The sequence below is a fragment of the uncultured Bradyrhizobium sp. genome, assembly GCF_964252615.1.
In the GTDB taxonomy this organism is placed as follows: Bacteria; Pseudomonadota; Alphaproteobacteria; order Rhizobiales; family Xanthobacteraceae; genus Bradyrhizobium.
On sequence record NZ_CAXUNQ010000042.1, the window covers coordinates 23,770 to 44,070 of the forward strand.

Annotated in this window: 14 protein-coding genes and 1 tRNA gene; 2 read left to right on the forward strand and 13 right to left on the reverse strand. The window is 61.5% G+C overall.

What is annotated here, in order from left to right; genetic code table 11:
- Window positions 1–29 precede the first annotated feature (29 nt).
- The 10 genes from ACFE72_RS18405 to secE all read right to left on the reverse strand — a co-directional run bounded on the left by ACFE72_RS18405 (window position 30) and on the right by secE (window position 16,129).
- Complete coding sequence (locus ACFE72_RS18405; RefSeq protein ID WP_375414555.1) at window positions 30–2,084, reverse strand: FAD-dependent oxidoreductase; 2,055 nt, start codon at window positions 2,082–2,084, stop codon at window positions 30–32.
- 184 nt (window positions 2,085–2,268) lie between these two features.
- Entirely contained in the window at window positions 2,269–6,468 is a 4,200-nt protein-coding gene (gene rpoC / locus ACFE72_RS18410; RefSeq protein WP_375414556.1) for a DNA-directed RNA polymerase subunit beta', read from the reverse strand.
- 177 nt (window positions 6,469–6,645) lie between these two features.
- A complete protein-coding gene (gene rpoB, locus ACFE72_RS18415; protein WP_375414557.1) occupies window positions 6,646–10,767 on the reverse strand; it encodes a DNA-directed RNA polymerase subunit beta in 4,122 nt (1,373 codons plus the stop codon).
- Between the two features lie 539 nt (window positions 10,768–11,306).
- A complete protein-coding gene (gene rplL / locus ACFE72_RS18420) occupies window positions 11,307–11,678 on the reverse strand; it encodes a 50S ribosomal protein L7/L12 (RefSeq protein ID WP_079603867.1) in 372 nt (123 codons plus the stop codon).
- Between the two features lie 54 nt (window positions 11,679–11,732).
- Window positions 11,733–12,251: a 50S ribosomal protein L10 gene (gene rplJ, locus ACFE72_RS18425; protein WP_375414566.1), complete on the reverse strand. Its 519-nt coding sequence runs from the start codon at window positions 12,249–12,251 to the stop codon at window positions 11,733–11,735.
- A 629-nt stretch (window positions 12,252–12,880) separates the two neighbouring features.
- Entirely contained in the window at window positions 12,881–13,828 is a 948-nt protein-coding gene (locus tag ACFE72_RS18430; protein ID WP_375414558.1) for a 2-hydroxyacid dehydrogenase, read from the reverse strand.
- Between the two features lie 188 nt (window positions 13,829–14,016).
- The gene (gene rplA, locus ACFE72_RS18435) at window positions 14,017–14,730 is read right to left on the reverse strand and encodes a 50S ribosomal protein L1 (RefSeq protein WP_375414559.1); all 714 of its coding nucleotides are present in this window, start codon (window positions 14,728–14,730) and stop codon (window positions 14,017–14,019) included.
- A 5-nt stretch (window positions 14,731–14,735) separates the two neighbouring features.
- Window positions 14,736–15,164 (reverse strand): 50S ribosomal protein L11, encoded by a 429-nt coding sequence (gene rplK / locus ACFE72_RS18440; RefSeq protein WP_375414560.1) that lies wholly within the window; start codon window positions 15,162–15,164, stop codon window positions 14,736–14,738.
- 219 nt (window positions 15,165–15,383) lie between these two features.
- Window positions 15,384–15,914, reverse strand: a complete 531-nt coding sequence (gene nusG, locus ACFE72_RS18445) for a transcription termination/antitermination protein NusG (RefSeq protein ID WP_375414561.1) — start codon at window positions 15,912–15,914, stop codon at window positions 15,384–15,386.
- A gap of 23 nt (window positions 15,915–15,937) precedes the next feature.
- Complete coding sequence (gene secE / locus ACFE72_RS18450) at window positions 15,938–16,129, reverse strand: preprotein translocase subunit SecE (RefSeq protein WP_375414567.1); 192 nt, start codon at window positions 16,127–16,129, stop codon at window positions 15,938–15,940.
- Window positions 16,130–17,221: 1,092 nt separating this feature from the next.
- On the opposite strand from secE, the gene ACFE72_RS18455 reads away from it, so the two are divergent.
- Both ACFE72_RS18455 and ACFE72_RS18460 read left to right on the forward strand, forming a co-directional pair.
- Entirely contained in the window at window positions 17,222–18,466 is a 1,245-nt protein-coding gene (locus ACFE72_RS18455) for a serine hydrolase domain-containing protein (RefSeq protein WP_375414562.1), read from the forward strand.
- Between the two features lie 169 nt (window positions 18,467–18,635).
- Window positions 18,636–19,100 (forward strand): DUF1801 domain-containing protein, encoded by a 465-nt coding sequence (locus ACFE72_RS18460; protein WP_375414563.1) that lies wholly within the window; start codon window positions 18,636–18,638, stop codon window positions 19,098–19,100.
- Between the two features lie 6 nt (window positions 19,101–19,106).
- On the opposite strand, the gene ACFE72_RS18465 is transcribed toward ACFE72_RS18460, so the two are convergent.
- From ACFE72_RS18465 to ACFE72_RS18475, 3 genes are all read right to left on the reverse strand, one after another.
- Window positions 19,107–19,403 carry a hypothetical protein gene (locus ACFE72_RS18465; RefSeq protein WP_375414564.1) on the reverse strand — a complete coding sequence of 99 codons (297 nt, stop codon included), beginning with the start codon at window positions 19,401–19,403 and terminating at the stop codon, window positions 19,107–19,109.
- Window positions 19,391–19,711: a hypothetical protein gene (locus ACFE72_RS18470; protein ID WP_375414565.1), complete on the reverse strand. Its 321-nt coding sequence runs from the start codon at window positions 19,709–19,711 to the stop codon at window positions 19,391–19,393. The genes ACFE72_RS18465 and ACFE72_RS18470 overlap by 13 nt, the downstream gene beginning before the upstream one ends.
- 6 nt (window positions 19,712–19,717) lie before the next feature.
- Window positions 19,718–19,793, reverse strand: a tRNA-Trp gene (locus ACFE72_RS18475).
- Window positions 19,794–20,301 lie beyond the last annotated feature (508 nt).

Below are 20,301 nucleotides of genomic sequence, written 5' to 3' on the forward strand. Positions count from 1 at the left end.
CCGGCATGACCGTAAATTGACTGCATTGGTTAGTCGTCGGCGGCGACCTTGTCAAAGAACGAGTAACGCAGGCTGTCGGAGTCCGCATACCACTGGCCGGGGCCCTTGTTCGCAGCCAGTGTAGCCGCCCAAACTGCGTCGGTGCAATCGCGTCGGTGCATCGACAAGTCGAATCCGTTGCCGAAAAACAGCTCCGACCACTCCCACCAGGTGCCGAGCTTCCTCACCCCGCGCAACAGGTCGTAACGATCGATCAACGCCGGCGCCATATCCGAGGTGACCGATCCGAACAGCAGGCCGTTTCTCACCACGCGGTTCAATTCGCGAACGGCGCGGGAAACTTGTTTTTCGGAGACGTGACAGAGGCTGGTTTCGAACACGAAGTCAAACTCGCCGTCCTTGAACGGCATGCCGACGATCGATCCGAGCTTGTTGAATTTTCTCAGCGCTTTCGGCGTCTTCGCGTGGATCGCCCGGTTGTTCTCGATTCCCCACGCATCGATGCCGCGCTCGCGCAGCGCTCCGACCAACTCGCCGCTCGCCGATCCGGCCACTAGCAGCTTGTAACCCTTGGCCCTGTTCCAGACGATTTTGATCAGGTCCGTCAGGTAGGCTGGATCGGTGAACCTGCTCCAGACCTCGCTATAGGGCCCCAGCCCGCGATAATTCTCGAAATAATCGCGGTCAATCTTGTCGGAAATCGCAACGCCGTCCTCGCGGCGCGCATGGCGCAGCTTGATCATCTCGGTAAGAATGATGTCGGTTGCGGCATCGGAGGAATCGAGCAACCCGTTGAGGGTGGAGTCAAACAGATAATCGCCAACAACGACCAGGCCGGGATGCTGCTTCGGATCGGGCCGATGATTGGTCATTACGTCGCGTACCGGCAAGCCGCCCGGGATCGCATTCACTGACGATAGCCAACGGTGCGTCTTGCCCTCGACGAAGTGCGCGCGGGCATTTCCGAGCGACGCCGGCAGCGACTTCATCGCAGCGTCGATCAGCTGTTCATCGCTCAGATTAGCGAACGCCAGCGCGTCGGAGCCGGCGATCAGCCAATTCAGCACGCCATGCCTGCCGACATCGTGACGCGCGCCCTCATTGTAGACGCAGCAGCCGCCGAACGCCTCGGACATGAACCATGCACCGGGAATTTTCTCGCCCCAGAACGGCGTATCGAACAGGATCGAAACCCGAAGATAATGCGCCGGACGATCGAAGTAAGCCACGTGCTTGACCATCGACTTGCGCAATTGCTCGCCGCCCCATCGCATCGTTGCTAACCAGGAGTGCGGCAGGCACATCAGCACCAGATCGAACTCCCGGGTTTCCGGCCCCTTGCCGTTCATCATGTCGAGCTGATAGCGGCCCGTCGGCGTCTTGCCGACCTTGAGGACGCGATGATTGAGCTGGATGTCCGCGTCGACTTCGGACTGCAGGCAGCCGATCAATTGCTCGTTGCCGTTCTGGATCGAATACAGGCCGATATAGCCGTCGACGTCCATGACGAAGTTCTTCAGCGCATTCAGGCCGTTGGTATTGTGGCTTTCGGTCGCCAAATCGGAGCGCGCCATCACTTTTAAAAAACGCTTGGCGGTGGGATCATCGACATGCCTGTCGAGCAGTTCCTCGCACGTCATCGAGGCCCAGGGATGTTCGTTGTCATGCGCGCCGACGCCTTCATAATACTCGACAGGAGTAACCATATTGGTGCAAAGCTTGCGGAACGCCTCGATCGCGTCGGCGGTTTTCGCCCCGTATTTTCGGCGCATGCCCGGCACGTCGTTCAGCAATTCGCCGTCGAGCTGCACCTGCTCGGCGTCCATGGGAATGGTCTGCAGGCCGAAATGCTGGATCAGTTCGCGTAAGGGGTCCGGGCCGGTCATCGAGTAGTCGTAGATTTCGGCGACGCCGGCTTCGTACATTGCCGGTGCGGAATCGAATTTACGCGTAAGTATCTTGCCACCGACGCGGTCGGTCGCTTCATAGATGGTGACGCGGCAGAGCTCGCCCAGCTTCTTTTTCAGATACCAGGCGCTCATCAGACCGCCGGGACCGCCGCCAACAATTGCAAGATCGAGCATCGTTTCTTCCGTCGCCTGCCGTTGCGCCGCATCCGCCGGCATGCGGTCTAAGCCACCCTAGCAAAAGCGCTTTTCACCCTGAAGGAAAGATGAACAAAGCAGGTTCGTGCGCCGCAGCATCAAAGAAAACCGCAAAAAAGGCCGGCATAAGCCGGCCTTTCATAACATCGTGCATCCGCTGGGCTTATTCAGCGGGCGGCAGCGCCAGAGGTTCGACTTCCGGTGCGGCAGGAACGATTGTTGCCTGTTTTTCGCGCTCGTCGAGAATCAGCTTGTCGCGCTTGACGGCGACTTCGCGGATTTTGGCCATCGATGCGCCGGTGCCCGCCGGGATCAGCCGGCCGACAATGACGTTTTCCTTGAGGCCTTCGAGCGGATCCACCTTGCCGTTGACGGCGGCTTCGGTGAGCACGCGGGTGGTTTCCTGGAACGAGGCCGCGGAGAAGAACGAGCGGGTCTGCAGGCTCGCCTTGGTGATGCCGAGCAGCACCGGCGTTCCCGTAGCGATCTTCTTGCCCTCTTCCTTGGCCTTGGCATTGATCTGGTCGAACTCGATCTTGTCGATCTGTTCACCCGAGATCATGTCGGTGTCACCCTGGTCGGTGATCTCCACCTTCTGCAGCATCTGACGCACGATCACTTCGATGTGCTTGTCGTTGATCAGCACGCCCTGCAACCGGTAGACCTCCTGGATTTCGTTGACCAGATAGGCCGCGAGTTCCTCGATGCCTTTGATCGCCAGAATGTCGTGCGGCGCGGGGTTGCCTTCGACGATGAAGTCGCCCTTCTCGACGATGTCGCCATCCTGCAGATGGATGTGCTTGCCCTTCGGAATGAGGTATTCGCGTGTCTCCTCATTCTTGTCCATCGGCTCGATCGAGATGCGGCGCTTGTTCTTGTAATCGCGGCCGAACCGGATGGTGCCGGCGATTTCCGCGATGATGGCGGCGTCCTTCGGCTTGCGGGCCTCGAACAGTTCCGCGACCCGCGGCAGACCGCCGGTGATGTCGCGGGTCTTTGCGCTTTCCGTGGAGATACGCGCGAGAATGTCGCCGGTCTTCACCTTGGCGCCGACGTCGACCGACAGAATGGCGTCGACCGACAGCATGTAGCGGGCCTCGCCGCCCCGCGCGAGCTTGAGAATCTTTCCGTCCATGCCCTTGATGACGATAGCCGGACGCAAGTCCGCGCCGCCCCGCGACGAGCGCCAATCGATGACGATGCGCTTGGCGATGCCGGTTGATTCGTCGAGCGTCTCCGAGATCGACTGACCTTCCACCAGATCCTCGAACCCGATGGTGCCCTCGACTTCGGTAAGAACGGGCCGAGTGTACGGATCCCATTCGGCGATGCGCTGGCCGCGCTTGACCATGTCGCCTTCGTCGACATGCATGCGCGCGCCGTATTGGATACGATGCGTTGCACGTTCGGTACCGTCGGCGTCGGTGATGGCAACCACCATGTTGCGCACCATCGCGACCAGATGATTTTCGCCGTTCTTGGCGATAGCCTTGTTCTTGATCGTGATCTTGCCGTCGAAATTCGACTCGATCACCGACTGCTCGTTGATCTGTGCCGCACCGCCAATGTGGAAGGTACGCATCGTCAACTGGGTACCCGGCTCACCGATCGATTGCGCCGCGATGACGCCGACCGCTTCACCGTGGTTGACTGGCGTGCCGCGCGCAAGATCGCGGCCATAGCACTTGCCGCAGATGCCGTTGACGAGCTCGCAAGTCAGCGCGGAGCGGATCTTCACTTCCTGAATACCGGCCTGCTGGATGGCGTCGACATGACTCTCTTCCATCAGCGTGCCGCGCTTGACCACGACCTTGTTGGTCGCGGGGTCGCGCAAGTCCTCGCCCGCGGTGCGCCCGAGAATACGGGAACTCAGCGAAGCGACCACGGTGCCGGCATCGATGATGGCGCGCATCTTGATGCCGAGCTTGGTGCCGCAATCGTCCTGGGTGATGATGCAGTCCTGCGCCACGTCGACCAGACGGCGCGTCAGGTAGCCGGAATTCGCGGTCTTCAACGCGGTGTCCGCGAGACCCTTGCGGGCGCCGTGGGTCGAGTTGAAGTATTCGAGCACCGACAGGCCTTCCTTGAAGTTGGAAATGATCGGCGTTTCGATGATCTCACCCGACGGCTTGGCCATCAGACCGCGCATGCCGGCGAGCTGACGCATCTGCGCCGGCGAACCGCGCGCGCCCGAATGCGCCATCATGTAGATCGAATTGATCTGGGCCTCGCCGCCCTTCGGGTTCTTTTTAACGGCAGAGATTTCCTTCATCATCTCCTTGGCGATTTCTTCCGTCGCCTTGGACCAGGCATCGACAACCTTGTTGTACTTCTCGCCGTGCGTGATCAGGCCGTCGTTGTACTGCTGCTCGAAATCCTTTGCCAGCGTACGGGTAGTGTCGACGATCTTCCACTTCGAAGCCGGCACGACCATGTCGTCCTTGCCGAACGAGATGCCGGCCTTGAACGCGTTATAGAAACCCAGCGCCATGATACGGTCGCAGAAGATTACCGTCTCCTTCTGGCCGCAGTGGCGGTAGACCTGGTCGATAACGCCGGAGATTTCCTTCTTGGTCATCAGCTTGTTGATGACGTCGAACGGCATCCTTGGCGACTTTGGAAGCACCTGACCGAGCATGGCGCGGCCGGCCGTGGTTTCGTACCAGCGGCTGACCGGCATGTTGTTTTCATCGACGCCCTGCCAGCGATATTTGATCTTGGTGTGAAGATGGATCACCTTGGAGTGCAGGGCATGCTCGATCTCGGACATCTCGCCATAGAGCTTGCCCTCCCCGGGCAGCCCTTCGCGCAGCACCGATAGATAATAAAGGCCGAGCACGATATCCTGCGAGGGCACGATGATCGGCTGACCGTTCGCCGGATGCAGGATATTGTTGGTCGACATCATCAGCACGCGCGCTTCCAGCTGCGCTTCCAGCGACAGCGGAACGTGTACGGCCATCTGGTCGCCGTCGAAGTCGGCGTTGAACGCCGCGCACACCAGCGGGTGCAGTTGGATCGCCTTGCCTTCGATCAGCACCGGCTCGAATGCCTGGATGCCCAGGCGATGCAGCGTCGGCGCACGGTTCAACAGCACGGGGTGCTCGCGGATGACTTCATCGAGGATGTCCCAGACCTCCGGACGCTCCTTTTCAACCAGCTTCTTCGCCTGCTTCACCGTGGTGGACAGACCTTTGGCATCGAGCCGCGAATAGATGAAGGGCTTGAACAGTTCGAGCGCCATCTTCTTGGGCAGGCCGCATTGATGCAGCCGCAATTCGGGACCGACCACGATGACCGAGCGGCCGGAATAATCGACGCGCTTGCCGAGCAGGTTCTGGCGGAAGCGGCCCTGCTTACCCTTCAACATGTCGGCGAGCGACTTCAACGGACGCTTGTTGGCGCCGGTGATGACCCGGCCGCGGCGGCCATTGTCGAACAAGGCGTCGACAGCCTCCTGCAGCATGCGCTTTTCATTGCGGATGATGATGTCGGGCGCGCGCAGCTCCATCAGCCGCTTCAACCGATTATTGCGATTGATGACGCGGCGGTAGAGGTCGTTGAGATCGGACGTGGCAAAGCGGCCGCCGTCAAGCGGCACCAGCGGGCGCAGGTCCGGCGGGATCACCGGCACGACCGTGAGGATCATCCACTCCGGCTTGTTGCCGGAGAAGCGGAACGCCTCCACGATCTTCAGGCGCTTGGCAAGTTTCTTGTGCTTGATGTCGGATTCGGTTTCGTGCATCTCGGCACGCAGCTGCGTCTCGAGCTTTTCGAGTTCGAGTCCCTTCAGCAGTTCGCGGATGGCTTCCGCGCCGATCATGGCCGTAAACGAGTCCTGGCCGTATTCGTCCTGGGCGCGGAGATATTCCTCCTCGGACAGCAGCTGACGATCCTTCAGCGCGGTGAGGCCCGGCTCGAGCACGACGTAGTATTCGAAGTACAGGATCCGCTCGAGATCCTTCAGCGTCATGTCGAGCAACAGGCCGATGCGCGACGGCAGCGACTTCAGGAACCAGATGTGCGCGACCGGGGCAGCCAGTTCGATATGGCCCATGCGCTCGCGGCGAACCCGCGACAGCGTGACTTCGACCGAGCACTTCTCACAGATGATGCCCTTGTACTTCATGCGCTTGTACTTGCCGCACAGGCACTCGTAGTCCTTGATCGGCCCGAAAATGCGCGCGCAGAACAGGCCGTCGCGCTCCGGCTTGAAGGTGCGGTAGTTGATGGTCTCCGGCTTCTTGATTTCGCCGTAGGACCACGACAGAATCTTCTCGGGCGACGCGATGGAAATCCGAATCTGGTCGAAGACCTGAGCCGGCGTCGTCGGGTTGAAAAGATTCATAATTTCTTGGTTCATGGTCTTCTCCTTAGCCGCTTGGCGGCTTTAAGAAATTCCGTAGTCGTCTTGCCCGGGCTTGCCCCGGGCATCCACGTCTTCAAGCCGGAAACGCAGCGAAGAGGTGGATGGCCGGGACATCCGTGCGAAGACGCGCTTCGCGCTTAAGCCCGGCCATGACGTTGTTGACCGCTACTGCTACTCGGCCGCCTCGGATGTCGTGCCGCCGATCTTCGAATTGTGCAGATCGACGTTGAGGCCCAGCGAACGCATTTCCTTGACCAGCACGTTGAACGATTCCGGGATGCCGGCTTCGAACGTGTCGTCGCCGCGCACAATGGCCTCGTACACCTTGGTACGGCCGGCCACATCGTCCGACTTCACGGTCAGCATTTCCTGCAAGGTGTATGCCGCGCCGTAAGCCTCGAGTGCCCACACTTCCATTTCGCCGAAACGCTGCCCGCCGAACTGCGCCTTGCCGCCCAGCGGCTGCTGGGTGACGAGCGAGTACGGGCCGATCGAACGCGCGTGGATCTTGTCATCCACCAAATGGTGCAGCTTGAGCATGTAGATATACCCAACCGTCACCTTGCGATCGAAGGCGTCGCCGGTGCGGCCGTCGTAAACGGTCGACTGGCCCGACTTGTCCATGCCAGCCAACTCGAGCATCTGCTCGATGTCGGCTTCCTTGGCGCCGTCGAACACCGGCGTTGCAATGGGCACGCCGTGCCGAAGGTTGCCGCCGAGTTCCATCAGTTCGGTATCGTTGAGCGACTTGATGGTCTCGTCGTCGCCGTAAATCTTCTTCAAGGTTTCCTTCAGCGGCCTGGTGTCCTGCTTGGCATTCGCAAGGTAGGCGTCCACCGCCTGCCCGATCCGCTTGCCGAGACCCGCGCAAGCCCAGCCAAGATGCGTTTCCAGAATCTGGCCGACGTTCATCCGGCTCGGCACGCCCAGCGGATTGAGCACGATGTCGGCATGAGTCCCGTCTTCAAGGAACGGCATGTCTTCGACCGGAACGATCTTGGACACCACGCCCTTGTTGCCGTGACGGCCCGCCATCTTGTCGCCAGGCTGAATCTTGCGCTTCACCGCGACGAAGACCTTCACCATCTTCATCACACCGGGCGGCAACTCGTCGCCGCGCTGTAGCTTTTCGACCTTATCGAGGAAGCGCTGTTCAAGGCCCTTCTTCGATTCATCGTACTGCTTCCGCATGGCTTCGATTTCGGTCATCAGCTTGTCGTTGGGCGAGGCGAACATCCACCACTGCGACCGCGGATGCTCGTCGAGCACTGCGCGCGTGATCTTGGTGTCCTTCTTGAATCCCTTCGGACCGGCGATGCCCTGGCGGTTTTCCAGAAGCTCCGCGAGGCGGCCGTAGACGTTACGGTCGAGAATTGCCTGCTCGTCGTCGCGATCCTTGGCAAGACGCTCGATCTCTTCCCGTTCGATCGCCAGAGCGCGCTCATCCTTGTCGACGCCATGGCGGTTGAACACCCGCACCTCCACGATGGTGCCCTGGACGCCCGGGGGCACCCGGAGCGAGGTGTCGCGAACGTCCGAGGCCTTTTCGCCGAAGATGGCGCGCAGCAGCTTTTCTTCCGGCGTCATCGGGCTTTCGCCCTTCGGCGTGATCTTGCCGACCAGGATATCGCCGGCGCGGACTTCGGCGCCGATGTAGACGATGCCGGCTTCGTCGAGGTTCTTCAGCGCTTCTTCCGAGACGTTCGGAATGTCGCGGGTGATTTCCTCCGGGCCGAGCTTGGTATCGCGGGCCATCACCTCGAATTCCTCGATATGGATCGAGGTGAAAACATCGTCCTTCACGATCCGCTCGGAGAGCAGGATGGAATCTTCGAAGTTGTAGCCGTTCCACGGCATGAACGCGACCAGCACGTTGCGGCCGAGTGCGAGTTCGCCGAGATCGGTCGAGGGACCGTCGGCAATGATGTCGCCCTTGCGCACGAGGTCGCCGACCTTCACCAGCGGACGCTGGTTGATGCAGGTCGACTGGTTGGAGCGCTGGTACTTCATCAGGCGATAGATATCGACGCCTGACTTGGTCGGGTCGAGATCTTCGGTGGCGCGGATTACGATACGCGTGGCGTCGATCTGGTCGATCACGCCCGAGCGGCGCGCCGCGATTGCGGCACCCGAATCGCGCGCGACCACGCCTTCCATGCCGGTGCCTACGAACGGCGCTTCGGCGCGCACCAGCGGCACGGCCTGACGCTGCATGTTCGAGCCCATCAGTGCGCGGTTGGCGTCGTCATTCTCAAGGAACGGAATCAGCGCCGCGGCGACCGAGACGAGCTGTTTCGGCGACACGTCCATGTAGTCGACCTTGTCGGGCGTGATCATCAGCACGTCGCCGGCGTGGCGGCAGACCACGAGGTCGTCGGTGAAGCGGCCCTTGTTGTCCAGCGCCAGATTGGCCTGCGCGACGTGATAGCGGCCCTCTTCCATCGCCGAGAGATAGATCACCTCGTCGGTGACGCGGCCGTCCTTTACCTTGCGATAAGGCGTCTCCACGAAGCCGTATTTGTTGACCCGCGCAAAAGTCGCGAGCGAGTTGATCAGGCCGATGTTCGGACCTTCCGGCGTCTCGATCGGGCAGATGCGTCCGTAATGGGTCGGATGCACGTCGCGGACTTCGAAGCCGGCACGCTCGCGCGTCAGACCGCCCGGGCCAAGCGCCGAAAGGCGGCGCTTATGGGTGATCTCGCTGAGCGGATTGGTCTGGTCCATGAACTGCGACAGCTGCGAGGAGCCAAAGAATTCGCGCACGGCGGCAGCCGCCGGCTTGGCGTTGATCAGGTCCTGCGGCATCACGGTGTCGATATCGACGCTGGACATGCGCTCCTTGATGGCGCGCTCCATGCGCAACAGGCCGATGCGATACTGGTTCTCCATCAGTTCGCCGACCGAGCGTACGCGCCGGTTGCCGAGGTGATCGATGTCGTCGATCTCGCCCTTGCCGTCGCGCAGGTCGACCAGCGTCTTGATCACCGCCAGGATGTCTTCCTTGCGCAGCGTGCGGTGAGTGTCGGGCGCGTCGAGTTCAAGGCGCATATTCATCTTGACGCGGCCGACCGCGGACAGGTCATAGCGCTCGCTGTCGAAAAACAACGACTGGAACATGTTCTGCGCCGAATCGATGGTCGGCGGCTCGCCGGGACGCATCACACGGTAGATGTCGAACAGCGCGTCTTCGCGCGTCATGTTCTTGTCCGCGTTCAGCGTATTGCGGATATAGGCGCCGACATTGACGTGGTCGATGTCGAGCAGCGGCAATTCCTTGTAACCGTGCTCATTGAGACCCTTCAGCGACTTCTCGGTGATTTCCTCGCCGGCTTCCGCGTAGATTTCACCGGTTTTCGGATTGACCAGATCCTCGGCGAGGTAGTTCCCGACCAGTTCCTCATCCGACAGCCGGAGCGCCTTGAGGCCTTTTTCCTGCAGCTGCCGGGCCGAGCGAACGGTGAGCTTCTTGCCGGCTTCGAGCACGACCTTGCCCGAGTCGGCGTCGATCAGGTCATTGATGGTGGAATAGCCGCGGAACCGGTTTGCATCGAACGGAACGCGCCAGCCTTCCTTGGCGCGCTTGTACATGATCTTCTTGTAGAACGTCGAAAGGATCTCTTCGCCGTCGAGGCCGAGCGCGAACATCAGCGACGTCACCGGAATCTTGCGGCGGCGGTCGATCCGCGCAAACACGATATCCTTGGCGTCGAACTCGATGTCGAGCCAGGAGCCGCGATAGGGGATCACGCGCGCGGCGAACAAGAGCTTGCCGGACGAATGGGTCTTGCCCTTGTCGTGGTCGAAGAACACGCCGGGCGAACGATGCATTTGCGAGACGATGACGCGCTCGGTGCCATTGACGACGAAGGTGCCGTTCATGGTCATGAGCGGAATATCGCCCATATAGACGTCCTGCTCCTTGATGTCCTTGACCGACTTCGCCGCCGTTTCCTCGTCGATATCGAATACGACAAGACGCAGCTTCACCTTCAACGGGGCCGCGTAGGTCATGCCGCGCTGGCGGCATTCATCGACGTCATATTTCGGCTGTTCGAATTCGTAGCTGACGAAATGCAGTTCGGATGTATTCGAGAAGTCCTTGATCGGAAAAACCGATAGGAAGACCGCCTGCAAACCTTCATTCAGGCGTCCGCCGACGGGCTCGTCGACCATCAGAAACTGGTCGTAGGACGCCTTCTGAACCTCGATGAGGTTTGGCATCTCCGCCACTTCCTTGATATGCCCAAAGAACTTGCGAACGCGTTTGCGACCGGTGAACGTCTGCTGCGCCATCGTGGCCTCTCATTTCGTCGCCCGTCAGAGGCGAACCTTCCGAAGCGCGATTGGCATCGCCCCCGGGTTGAATCCCGACATCCCAATTTCCGGCTCAATTTCAGGTTTTTATTCTTAAACCTGACTTGTAGCCTTCAGAACGCAAAACGACGCGCGAAGCAGGTCTCCCGCTTCGCCCGTCTCAATCAACGTTCTACGGACCGAAAAAGCCCGAAATTTGCCATCTCCCAACGGCTTGTGCAGAAACGTCGCCGTCTCTGCCGCCAAACCGTGCTTTCGTGCTGCCGTCCCGATATGGGATGGCAATCGTGGAGATTCGAGGGTTAAGCCAGCGAATCCCCACACAATCTTGTGTACAACGCGTCCAGATCACACCAATCATGGCGGGGCTCGACACCCAAGTCGGTTTTAGCCGACCAAGGTCCTTCAATCCACCGTACCGGGCAGGTCCCAATTCGGTGGCCATCCAGGTTCTACTGCTGTCCCGGTCGCGCTGGGCCGCGGCCTGCTTGTCCGGAAGTCGCCGGAATTGCCTGCGGTTACTTGAGCTCGACCTTGGCGCCAGCCTTCTCGAGCTGAGCCTTGATCTTCTCGGACTCGTCCTTGTTCACGCCTTCCTTGACAGGCTTTGGCGCGCCTTCGACAAGATCCTTGGCTTCCTTGAGGCCAAGGCCGGTGATCGCACGGACTTCCTTGATGACCTCGATCTTCTTTTCGCCGGCGGCCAGCAGGATGACCGAGAACTCGGTCTTTTCCTCGGCGGGTGCGGCGGCGGCAGCGGCGGGTCCGGCCACCGCAACGGCGGCGGCGGCGGACACGCCCCACTTCTCTTCAAGCAGCTTTGCAAGTTCGGCGGCTTCGAGCACGGTGAGGCTCGAGAGGTCGTCGACGATTTTCTGTAAGTCAGCCATTGATCTGTTTCCTTAAACGGTTTGGTTCGAACCAGGTTTGATGTGCGAAGGGCGTCAGGCCGCTTCGCTCTTTGAGGCATAGGCCTGAACCACGCGCGCGAGCTTGGCGGCGGGCGCGGTGGTGAGCTGGGCGATCTTGGTCGCCGGCGCCACAAGGAGGCCGACAATCTTCCCGCGCAATTCATCCAGCGAGGGTAGCGCGGCCAGTGCCTTTACGCTGTCGACATTCAGGACGGTTTTACCCATCGAACCGCCGAGAATGACGAACTTTTCGTTCGCTTTGGCGAATTCGACGGCAACCTTCGGCGCCGCCACCGGATCGTTTGAAGTCGCGATCACGGTCGGCCCCTGCAACAGGGAGCCGATGGCAACGACGTCCGTGCCTTCAAGAGCAATTTTGGCGAGACGGTTTTTCGAGACCTTCACCGAGGCGCCCGCCTGCTTCATCTGCATCCGCAGCTTCTGCATCTGGGCCACGGTAAGGCCGGAATAATGAGCTACGACCGCGACGCTGGTGGTCTTGAACAGACCGTTCAGCGCTTCGACCGCCTCTTTTTTTGCCGCTCTTTCCACTAGCGAAGCTCTCTCTGCCTTGGCGGCCCATGGGAATGGGACCGCCGGGTTACACCCGATCGCCCCGCCCAAACCTGACCTCAAGACACACGGTCTGTCGGACGCGCCGGGCAGGACGACATTTAAAAAGCCTGCCCTCCCGACCCCAATGGGGCGCGGGGTGTCGAGGTTCGAACCCAATCACGGCCCGCCGCAGGCGCGGCGAAACGCAAAATCCGGTCTTCACCCGTCTGTGCAGGCCATGCGATTAAGCCGTTGAAGAGATTCGTATCTCGCCGCGGGCGCCTACAGTCTTGGACAGGATCGAGGCCAGCGGCTCAAGCCCGCGGCCCCTGCCGTATTCCTCCAACGCGACAGGTTTCCTTCCTTTCGAGCAATCCATGCGGACGTCTTGAAAGGAATGATCTCCTAGCGAATCGGGTTTTCGGAATGCGAGCACAGACGCGCCAGCAACGGCCAGCACGCCCGGAAGCCGCTGTGTAGCGAGTCTTTTCCGGCTTGCCAAGCGGTTTTTTGCCGGACTCGTAACCACCGGCGTGACGGCTGGAACCTGCGGTGCAGGCGTCTTTCACTGAATCGATAGGGCGTAGCGATCCCGCCTCCGCGGGGGGACGACCCATGGCGAGTGGTCATTTCACCGGATACGGCAGCGCCTTGCCTGCAAAAAACGCGTCCAGATTGGCCATCACGCAATTCTGCATGGCGACGTGCGAGTCGAGCGTGTGGCCACCGATATGCGGGGTCAGCACCACATTGGCAAACGCGGTCAAGGCATCCGGCGCGTGCGGCTCCGTCTGGTAGACGTCGAGACCGGCTCCGGCAATGGTCTTGTCGGTCAACGCGGCAACCAGCGCATCCTGGTCGATTACGGAGCCGCGCGAAATGTTGACGATATATCCGTCCGCGCCGAGTTTTCGAAGCATCTGCGCATCGATCGCGTGATGGGTGTCGGCGCCCGCACGGACCGCGATCATCAGGACGCTGCACCATTCCACCAGTGCTTCAAGGCTCGGAACATACCGATACGGCACGTCGTGCCGGCTGCGGCTGTAATAGGCGACATCCATCTCGAACGCCGCCGCCCTCGCCGCGATCCGCCGCCCGATCTCGCCCATGCCGTAGACGCCGACGCGGCGGCCGGGATTGCCGGGCTGCGGCTTCATCAGCGGCGAGGGTTTTGCGCCCGACCAGTTTCCGCTGCGCACGTAATCGTCGGCGGGCAGCAGCCTCCGCGTTACCGCCAGCATCAGCGTCATCGCGATATCCGCGACCGAAGACGCATTCGCCGCGGGACTGTTGCCGACGGCAATGTTCCGGCGCGCAGCGGCGGCGAGATCGACGCCGTCATAGCCGGTGCCGTAGCAGACGATCGCCTGCAGCGCCGGCAGCGTGTCGATCACCTCGGCGCCGAGCGGCGTGCCGCCCGCCGTGATCATGGCGCGGACGCCTGCGAGTTGACCAGCCGAGAACATGTCATTCGGCGGTTTTCCGGCGGCGTCCATCAAGTCGTAGCGCTGCCCGATGCGCACCATCATCGCTTTCGGAAACCGCGAATAGATCAGGACTTGCTCGGGCATATTCTCTCTTTCCCGTCATCGCCGGGCTCATCCCGGCCATTCCGTCTTCCTGCTCGCGAGGTCGAGAAAGACATGGATGCCCGCGACAAGCGCGGGCATGACGAACGATAGACGGAACAATGAAAAGGGCGAAACCGGTGTCCCGAATTCGCCCTCGTTCTTATCACGCGTACCGCAAGCGGCGCGGCTCAGGTCCCGCCGGCGTTGCCGACGAGGCTGAGGCTGGCCGGTTCGACCTTCACGCCCGGTCCCATGGTCGATGACACCGCCACGCGCTGGATGTAGGTGCCCTTGGAGCCGGAGGGTTTTGCTTTCGCGACCGCGTCGGCGAGCGCCTTGACGTTCTGCACCAGTTTTTCTTCGGAGAACGACGCCTTGCCGATTCCGGCCTGCACGATACCGGCTTTTTCGACGCGGAATTCGACCGAGCCGCCCTTCGCGCCTTTCACGGCGGTGGTGACGTCCATCGTCACGGTGCCGATCTTCGGGTTCGGCATCATGCCGCGCGGACCAAGCACCTTACCGAGGCGGCCGACCAGCGGCATCATGTCCGGGGTCGCGATGCACCGATCGAAATCGATGCTGCCGCCCTGCACCTTCTCCACCAGGTCTTCCGCACCGACCACATCGGCGCCGGCAGCCCTGGCTTCGTCGGCCTTGGCGCCGCGCGCGAACACGCCGACACGCAGCGTACGGCCGGTGCCGTTCGGCAGCGTCACCACGCCACGCACCATCTGGTCGGCGTGACGCGGATCGACGCCGAGATTGATGGCGATTTCGATGGTTTCGTCGAACTTCGACGTAGCCCGCTCCTTCACCATCCTGATGGCGTCGGTGAGCGGATAGAGTTTTTCGCGGTTGACGCCTTCGCGGGCCTTTTTCAAACGTTTTCCGATTGTCATGCCCGTTACCCCGCTACTTCAAGGCCCATCGAGCGGGCTGAGCCCTCGACCATTTTCATGGCTGCCTCGATGGTATCGCAATTGAGATCCTTCATCTTCTTTTCGGCGATCTCGCGCACTTGCGCCGCGGTCACCTTGCCGGCCTTGTCGCGGCCCGGAGCTTTCGAGCCGGACTGGATCTTGGCGGCCTGCTTGAGGAAGTAGGACATCGGCGGCGTCTTCAGCTCGAAGGTGAAGGAACGATCGGCAAAGATCGTGATCACCACCGGGATCGGCGTGTTCTTTTCTTCCTTCTGCGTCTGCGCGTTGAACGACTTGCAGAATTCCATGATGTTGAGGCCGCGCTGACCAAGCGCGGGTCCGATCGGGGGCGACGGATTCGCGGCTCCCGCCGGCACCTGCAATTTCAGGTATCCGGTCACTTTCTTTGCCATGCGTTACTCCTTTGTTGTTCCGGATGATCCGGAGCTTCACAGGACCGTGGTACGGTCACAGGCGACTGGCGATCGCCTGCTTCCTTCCACGGCATTCTTGGAAACAGCGCCTGCTGTCTCCCCGTTCGTCATACGCGGGCTTGGCCCGCGTATCCATCTTCTTCGCAAAAGTCTTTCGAAGCGGATGGATTGCCGGGTCAAGCCCGGTAATGACGGCGATCAGACCTTCTCGACCTGACCGAATTCCAGCTCGACCGGCGTCGCGCGGCCGAAGATCGACACCGCGACCTTGACGCGCGAGCGGCCTTCGTCGATTTCCTCCACCACGCCGGAGAACGACGCGAACGGGCCGTCGGCCACGCGCACGTTCTCGCCGATCTCGAACGATACCGATGCCTTCGGCCGCTCGACGCCTTCCTGCACCTGATGCAGGATCCGCATCGCCTCGGCCTCGGAAATCGGCATCGGCTTGTTTTCCGCGCCGAGGAAGCCCGTCACTTTCGGCGTGTTCTTGATCAGATGGAACGCCTCGTCGGTGAGGTTCATCTTCACCAGCACATAGCCCGGGAAAAACTTGCGTTCGGCGTCGACCTTGCGGCCGCGGCGGATTTCCACGACCTTTTCGGTCGGCACCAGCACCTGCTCGAACAATTCCTCAAGCCCGCGCTGCTTGGACTGTTCGCGGATCGATTCGGCGACCTTCTTTTCGAAGTTCGAATAGGCGTGGACGATATACCAGCGCATGCTCATGGTTCAGTTCCGCGCCCGTGTCATTAGTGGATCCCCAGCAGGAAGGTGACGAGGATGCGGATCACCTGATCCGAAAGGAAGAAGAAGATCGACGCCAGCGCCACCATCACGAACACCATGATGGTGGTAATCATGGTTTCGCGCCGCGACGGCCACGTCACCTTCGCGGTCTCGCTGCGCACTTCCTGCAGGAATTTGAACGGGCTGAAAGCCATCGTGGTTATCGCGTCCATGGTTGATCGATCGTCAGGATGTTCGAGAATCCGAACAGCCCTCTTGCGCCCAACCCTCTCTTGAAGGATGAGCGCCAAGCGGGCTCGATTGTCCGGGAAATTTCAAGGCCGCGCCGGATATCCGTTAAACGGGCCGGCAGCAGGTGGCCGCTATGTACTGTGCGCGTCACGCAAGGTCAAGGCGCGCGGCTTGCGGCGAAATCAAGGCGCCGGGACCGCTTCGGGGCCAAAACCGACGCCGGTTGAAGGGCTTAAGGTCATGCGGACGATGGCCGCGGGGCGCGGCGAGTCTTGCGGCAAACTTCAGGCGCGTTGCGGCGAACCGAAGGCAATCGACCGCCTTTTGCGCGTTCGGCGCAACGCGCAGCAGCTGAAAAAACGTGCCGAGGCAAGCACTTGCCCCGCACGGCGTGGAAGTTCGCCGGTTTCCTAGCGAAATTCAGCAGCGCATTCAGACGCTTGCAAGCTGTCACGCCGCGCCCCGCCGCGCTTGCGCCGCGTTGTCCAGCGAGAAATCCGCTGCCCCTGATAGGACTTAACTGCGGTCTGCGTTGCACGCAGAGCTCGAACATTAACTGCGCCGACGAGTCTTGCGGCAAACTGAAGGCAGCCGATCCCGGCGATTTTCTTGCGGCAGGATCAGGTTTTTTCGCGGCAAAAAAGTGTCAGCGCTTGAATCGGCGATCGCTCGTGCCGAGCACGTCGAATCCGGACGATGCCCGCTTCCGCAGATGTGTGTTCTTACCCAGGAGGGCAGGCTCGCCATGGATGGTGAAAAAGGATCTTACGCGATCGCTCAACCGTTGCGCCGCCAGGCCCGCCTTGCCGGAGAGGTGAGCCGGGCGGCGCGGCCGCCGACTTGAAGCCATCCTGCGTTGATACCGGAATTCCGACGATGGTACCAACCCGAAGCTCGAGACTCGCCGATTTGCCGGTGCTACTATCGCAGGCGCGACAGGCCGATGCGGCGCCGTGTCCCTGCCGCCGTCATCGGGCCGGCGTCGAACAAGAAAATCCAGCCTCGGGAGAGCTTGCGCGGATCAACCCCGGGCTATGCGCGACAGGGAGGCTCTCATGAATCGAATGACCGGATTTGTGTTTGGCATCGGCATTGCGGCGGCGGCGTTCGACGGCGCGGCGATCGCGCAAGATTCATCCGTCAAGGCCGCGCTCGACACAAGCCTGCGCGGCGCCGTCGAGGCCAAGGACGTGCCGGGCGTGGTCGCGCTGGTCACCGACCGCGAGCGCGTGCTGTATCAGGGCGCCTTCGGGGTGGCGGATGTGTCGACGGGACGCCCGCTCGCATCGGATGCGCTGTTTCGCATCGCCTCCATGACCAAGCCGGTGACCTCGGTGGCAGTGATGCAACTGGTCGAACAGGGCCGCATCGGTCTCGACGATGCAGCCGAGAAATACCTGCCGGAGCTTGCCGGACTGCAAGTCTTGGACTCGTTCGATGCCGGCACCGGAGACTACAGGCTGCGCGCGCCGGCGCGGCCGCCCACGGTCAGGCATTTCCTCACCCACACCTCCGGCCTTGCCTACGGATTCACCAGCGCGATCTGGCGCGATCTGAAGCCGCGCGCCGGCGACGTCTTTCCGTTCGGCGGGCCGCTGCTGTTCGATCCCGGCGAACGCTGGCACTACAGCACCTCGACCGATGTAGCCGGCAAGCTGGTCGAAGCGGTGTCGGGCCAGAAGCTGGAGGATTATTTCCGCCAGCACATCTTCGCCCCGCTGAAGATGGACGACACGTCCTACAACGTGCCGGAGACCAAGGGCCCGCGCCTGGTCGCGCAGCAGCAGCGCGCCGGCGAGCGCATGGACGGCCCGGTCGTTCTGCAGAATCCGCAAGCCCCGCTCACCGTCGCAGCCCCGATCGGCGGCGGTGGCCTCGCCTCGACCGCCGAGGATTACGGGCGCTTCGTGCGCATGCTGCTCAATGGCGGCGCGCTCGACGGCGCGCGGGTGCTCAAACCGGAGACGGTAGCGCTGATGGGGCAGAACCACATCGGCGCGGTCTCGGTCCCCGCGCTCAAAAGCGCGCTGCCGCGCAGCGCCGACTTCGGCTTCATCGCCGACGGCCGCGACAAATGGGGGCTCGGCTTCCTGATCACCGCCGATCAGGTGCCGGGCAAGCGCTCTCCCGGGAGTCTCAGCTGGGGCGGCATCAACAACACCTTCTTCTGGGTCGATCCGGCGCGCGGCATCGCCGGGGTGATCATGATGCAGTATCTGCCGTTCGCCGACGCCAAGGCGCTCGCCGTCTACGACGCGTTCGAGCGCGGCGCGTATCAGTTCGTGAACGCGGAGCGGTAGAAGCATGATGCGTTGCTGTTGAACCTTCACTGGCAGCGAGGCGAAGCAACGCAAGCGCGGATTGGACTGCTTCGTCGCGTCGCTGCCCGCAATGACGCACTCAACCTGATGTCATCCTGTTTTACACCCGCGGGGCGGGCGAGAACACACTCGGGCAACGGACAACAGCATGAAGAAAACGGCACCCACGACCAAGCGCGGGGCGGAGCCGGCGACACTCACCGCCTCTTCCTCCAGGCTGATCGATGCGCGGATCGAGGAACTGGGTGACTGGCGCGGCACGACGCTGGCCCGCGTCCGCGCGCTGATCAGGCAGGCGGATCCCGATGTGGTGGAGGCGTGGAAGTGGCGCGGCGTTCCGGTGTGGGAGCATGCCGGAATCATCTGCACCGGCGAGACCTACAAGAGCGTGGTGAAATTGACTTTCGCCAAAGGCGCCGCGCTTGAGGATCCGTCGCGCCTCTTCAACTCCAGCCTCGACGGCAACGTCAGGCGCGCCATCGATATCCACGAGGGCGACAGCATCGATGCAACGGCGCTGCAGGCGCTGATCCGCGCCGCGGTGGCGCTGAACACGTCCAGGCGCGCTTCCGCCGGCGCCGGCCGCGCGCCGAAAAAGCCGAACAGCGCTTAATCCGCGTCAGTCCTTTGCGCCCGCCGCTGTTTCTGCAACGAATTCCGGCGCATCAGTCTGGCCTTTGCGGCCTGGATGGCGTCTTCTCTGGTCGGCCGCTTTTTCGGGAGCGGCGCCTTTGCTTTTTTTTCGGCGGTCGGCATCGCCGGCAGCAATTGCGTCGGTACGATTGAGCCGTGTTCGACCGGCTGCACGCTCATAGGACCGGGCGATGTCGGTTTGCGCTTGGACATCCTGGACAACGCGGTAAAGCCCGGTTCGTTCGACATCCTGAGACGTCCTGCCCCAGGTCACGATCCGCATGAAGCGCTTTGCCGCTTGAACTTCCATTGCGAAATATTGCGTTCATGCGAATCGGGAAATTCCGCAATCTTCGAATTCGCGATCACCTTGATAATTCTTTCCGGTCCGGAGCGCACGCTCAACTTCGCCAGTTGAAGTTTCATGACGGCCAGAACGGCCTGATCGGCGGCCTTTTCGTCGTATGCGTTCTGCTTTCTATTCGCGGAAAAATCCTGGCCCCCTATAGCGGCTTCGCCGGCGACAGAATTAGCCGTAACAATTCGACGATTGCTGACGGTACGTTTGAAAAATCCTTGTATTTCAATCATTAAAGCTGGCAGGGGCGGCAGGGCTCGAACCTGCGACAACCGGTTTTGGAGACCGGTACTCTACCAACTGAGCTACACCCCTGTAGGAACCCCGGCGTCACCGCCGATCCCGGCCGTTTCAAGCATAGGGACGGGCTGAAAAGCAAGGGCGAAGCGGGGGCTGGCCTGCGTGCTAAGCCTGGGTCCGGTTCGGCCAAGCACGCACCGCAGACTCGACCATCCGTCATACGCCGGCCCGACCCACATCGTCATACGCGGGCTTGACCCGCGTATCCGTCCATCTTCGGAAGAGTCGTTTCGAAGCGGATGGATTGCCGGGTCAAGCCCTACTGGATGCACACATCTCGCCGTCATGCCCGGCCTTGTGCCGGGCATCCACGTCTTCCTTCCGATGTGGAGCACAGACGTGGATGGCCGGGCATGACGACGGACGACAGAGAAACGACCGACGACAGACGACAGATGTTCCCAATGTCTCGCCCGTCTCTGCCTTTCTGTCCTCGGCCGTCCGTCGTCTGTCGTCCGTCGTCTGTCCTTACTCGATAATGCTGGCCACCACGCCGGCGCCGACGGTGCGGCCGCCTTCGCGG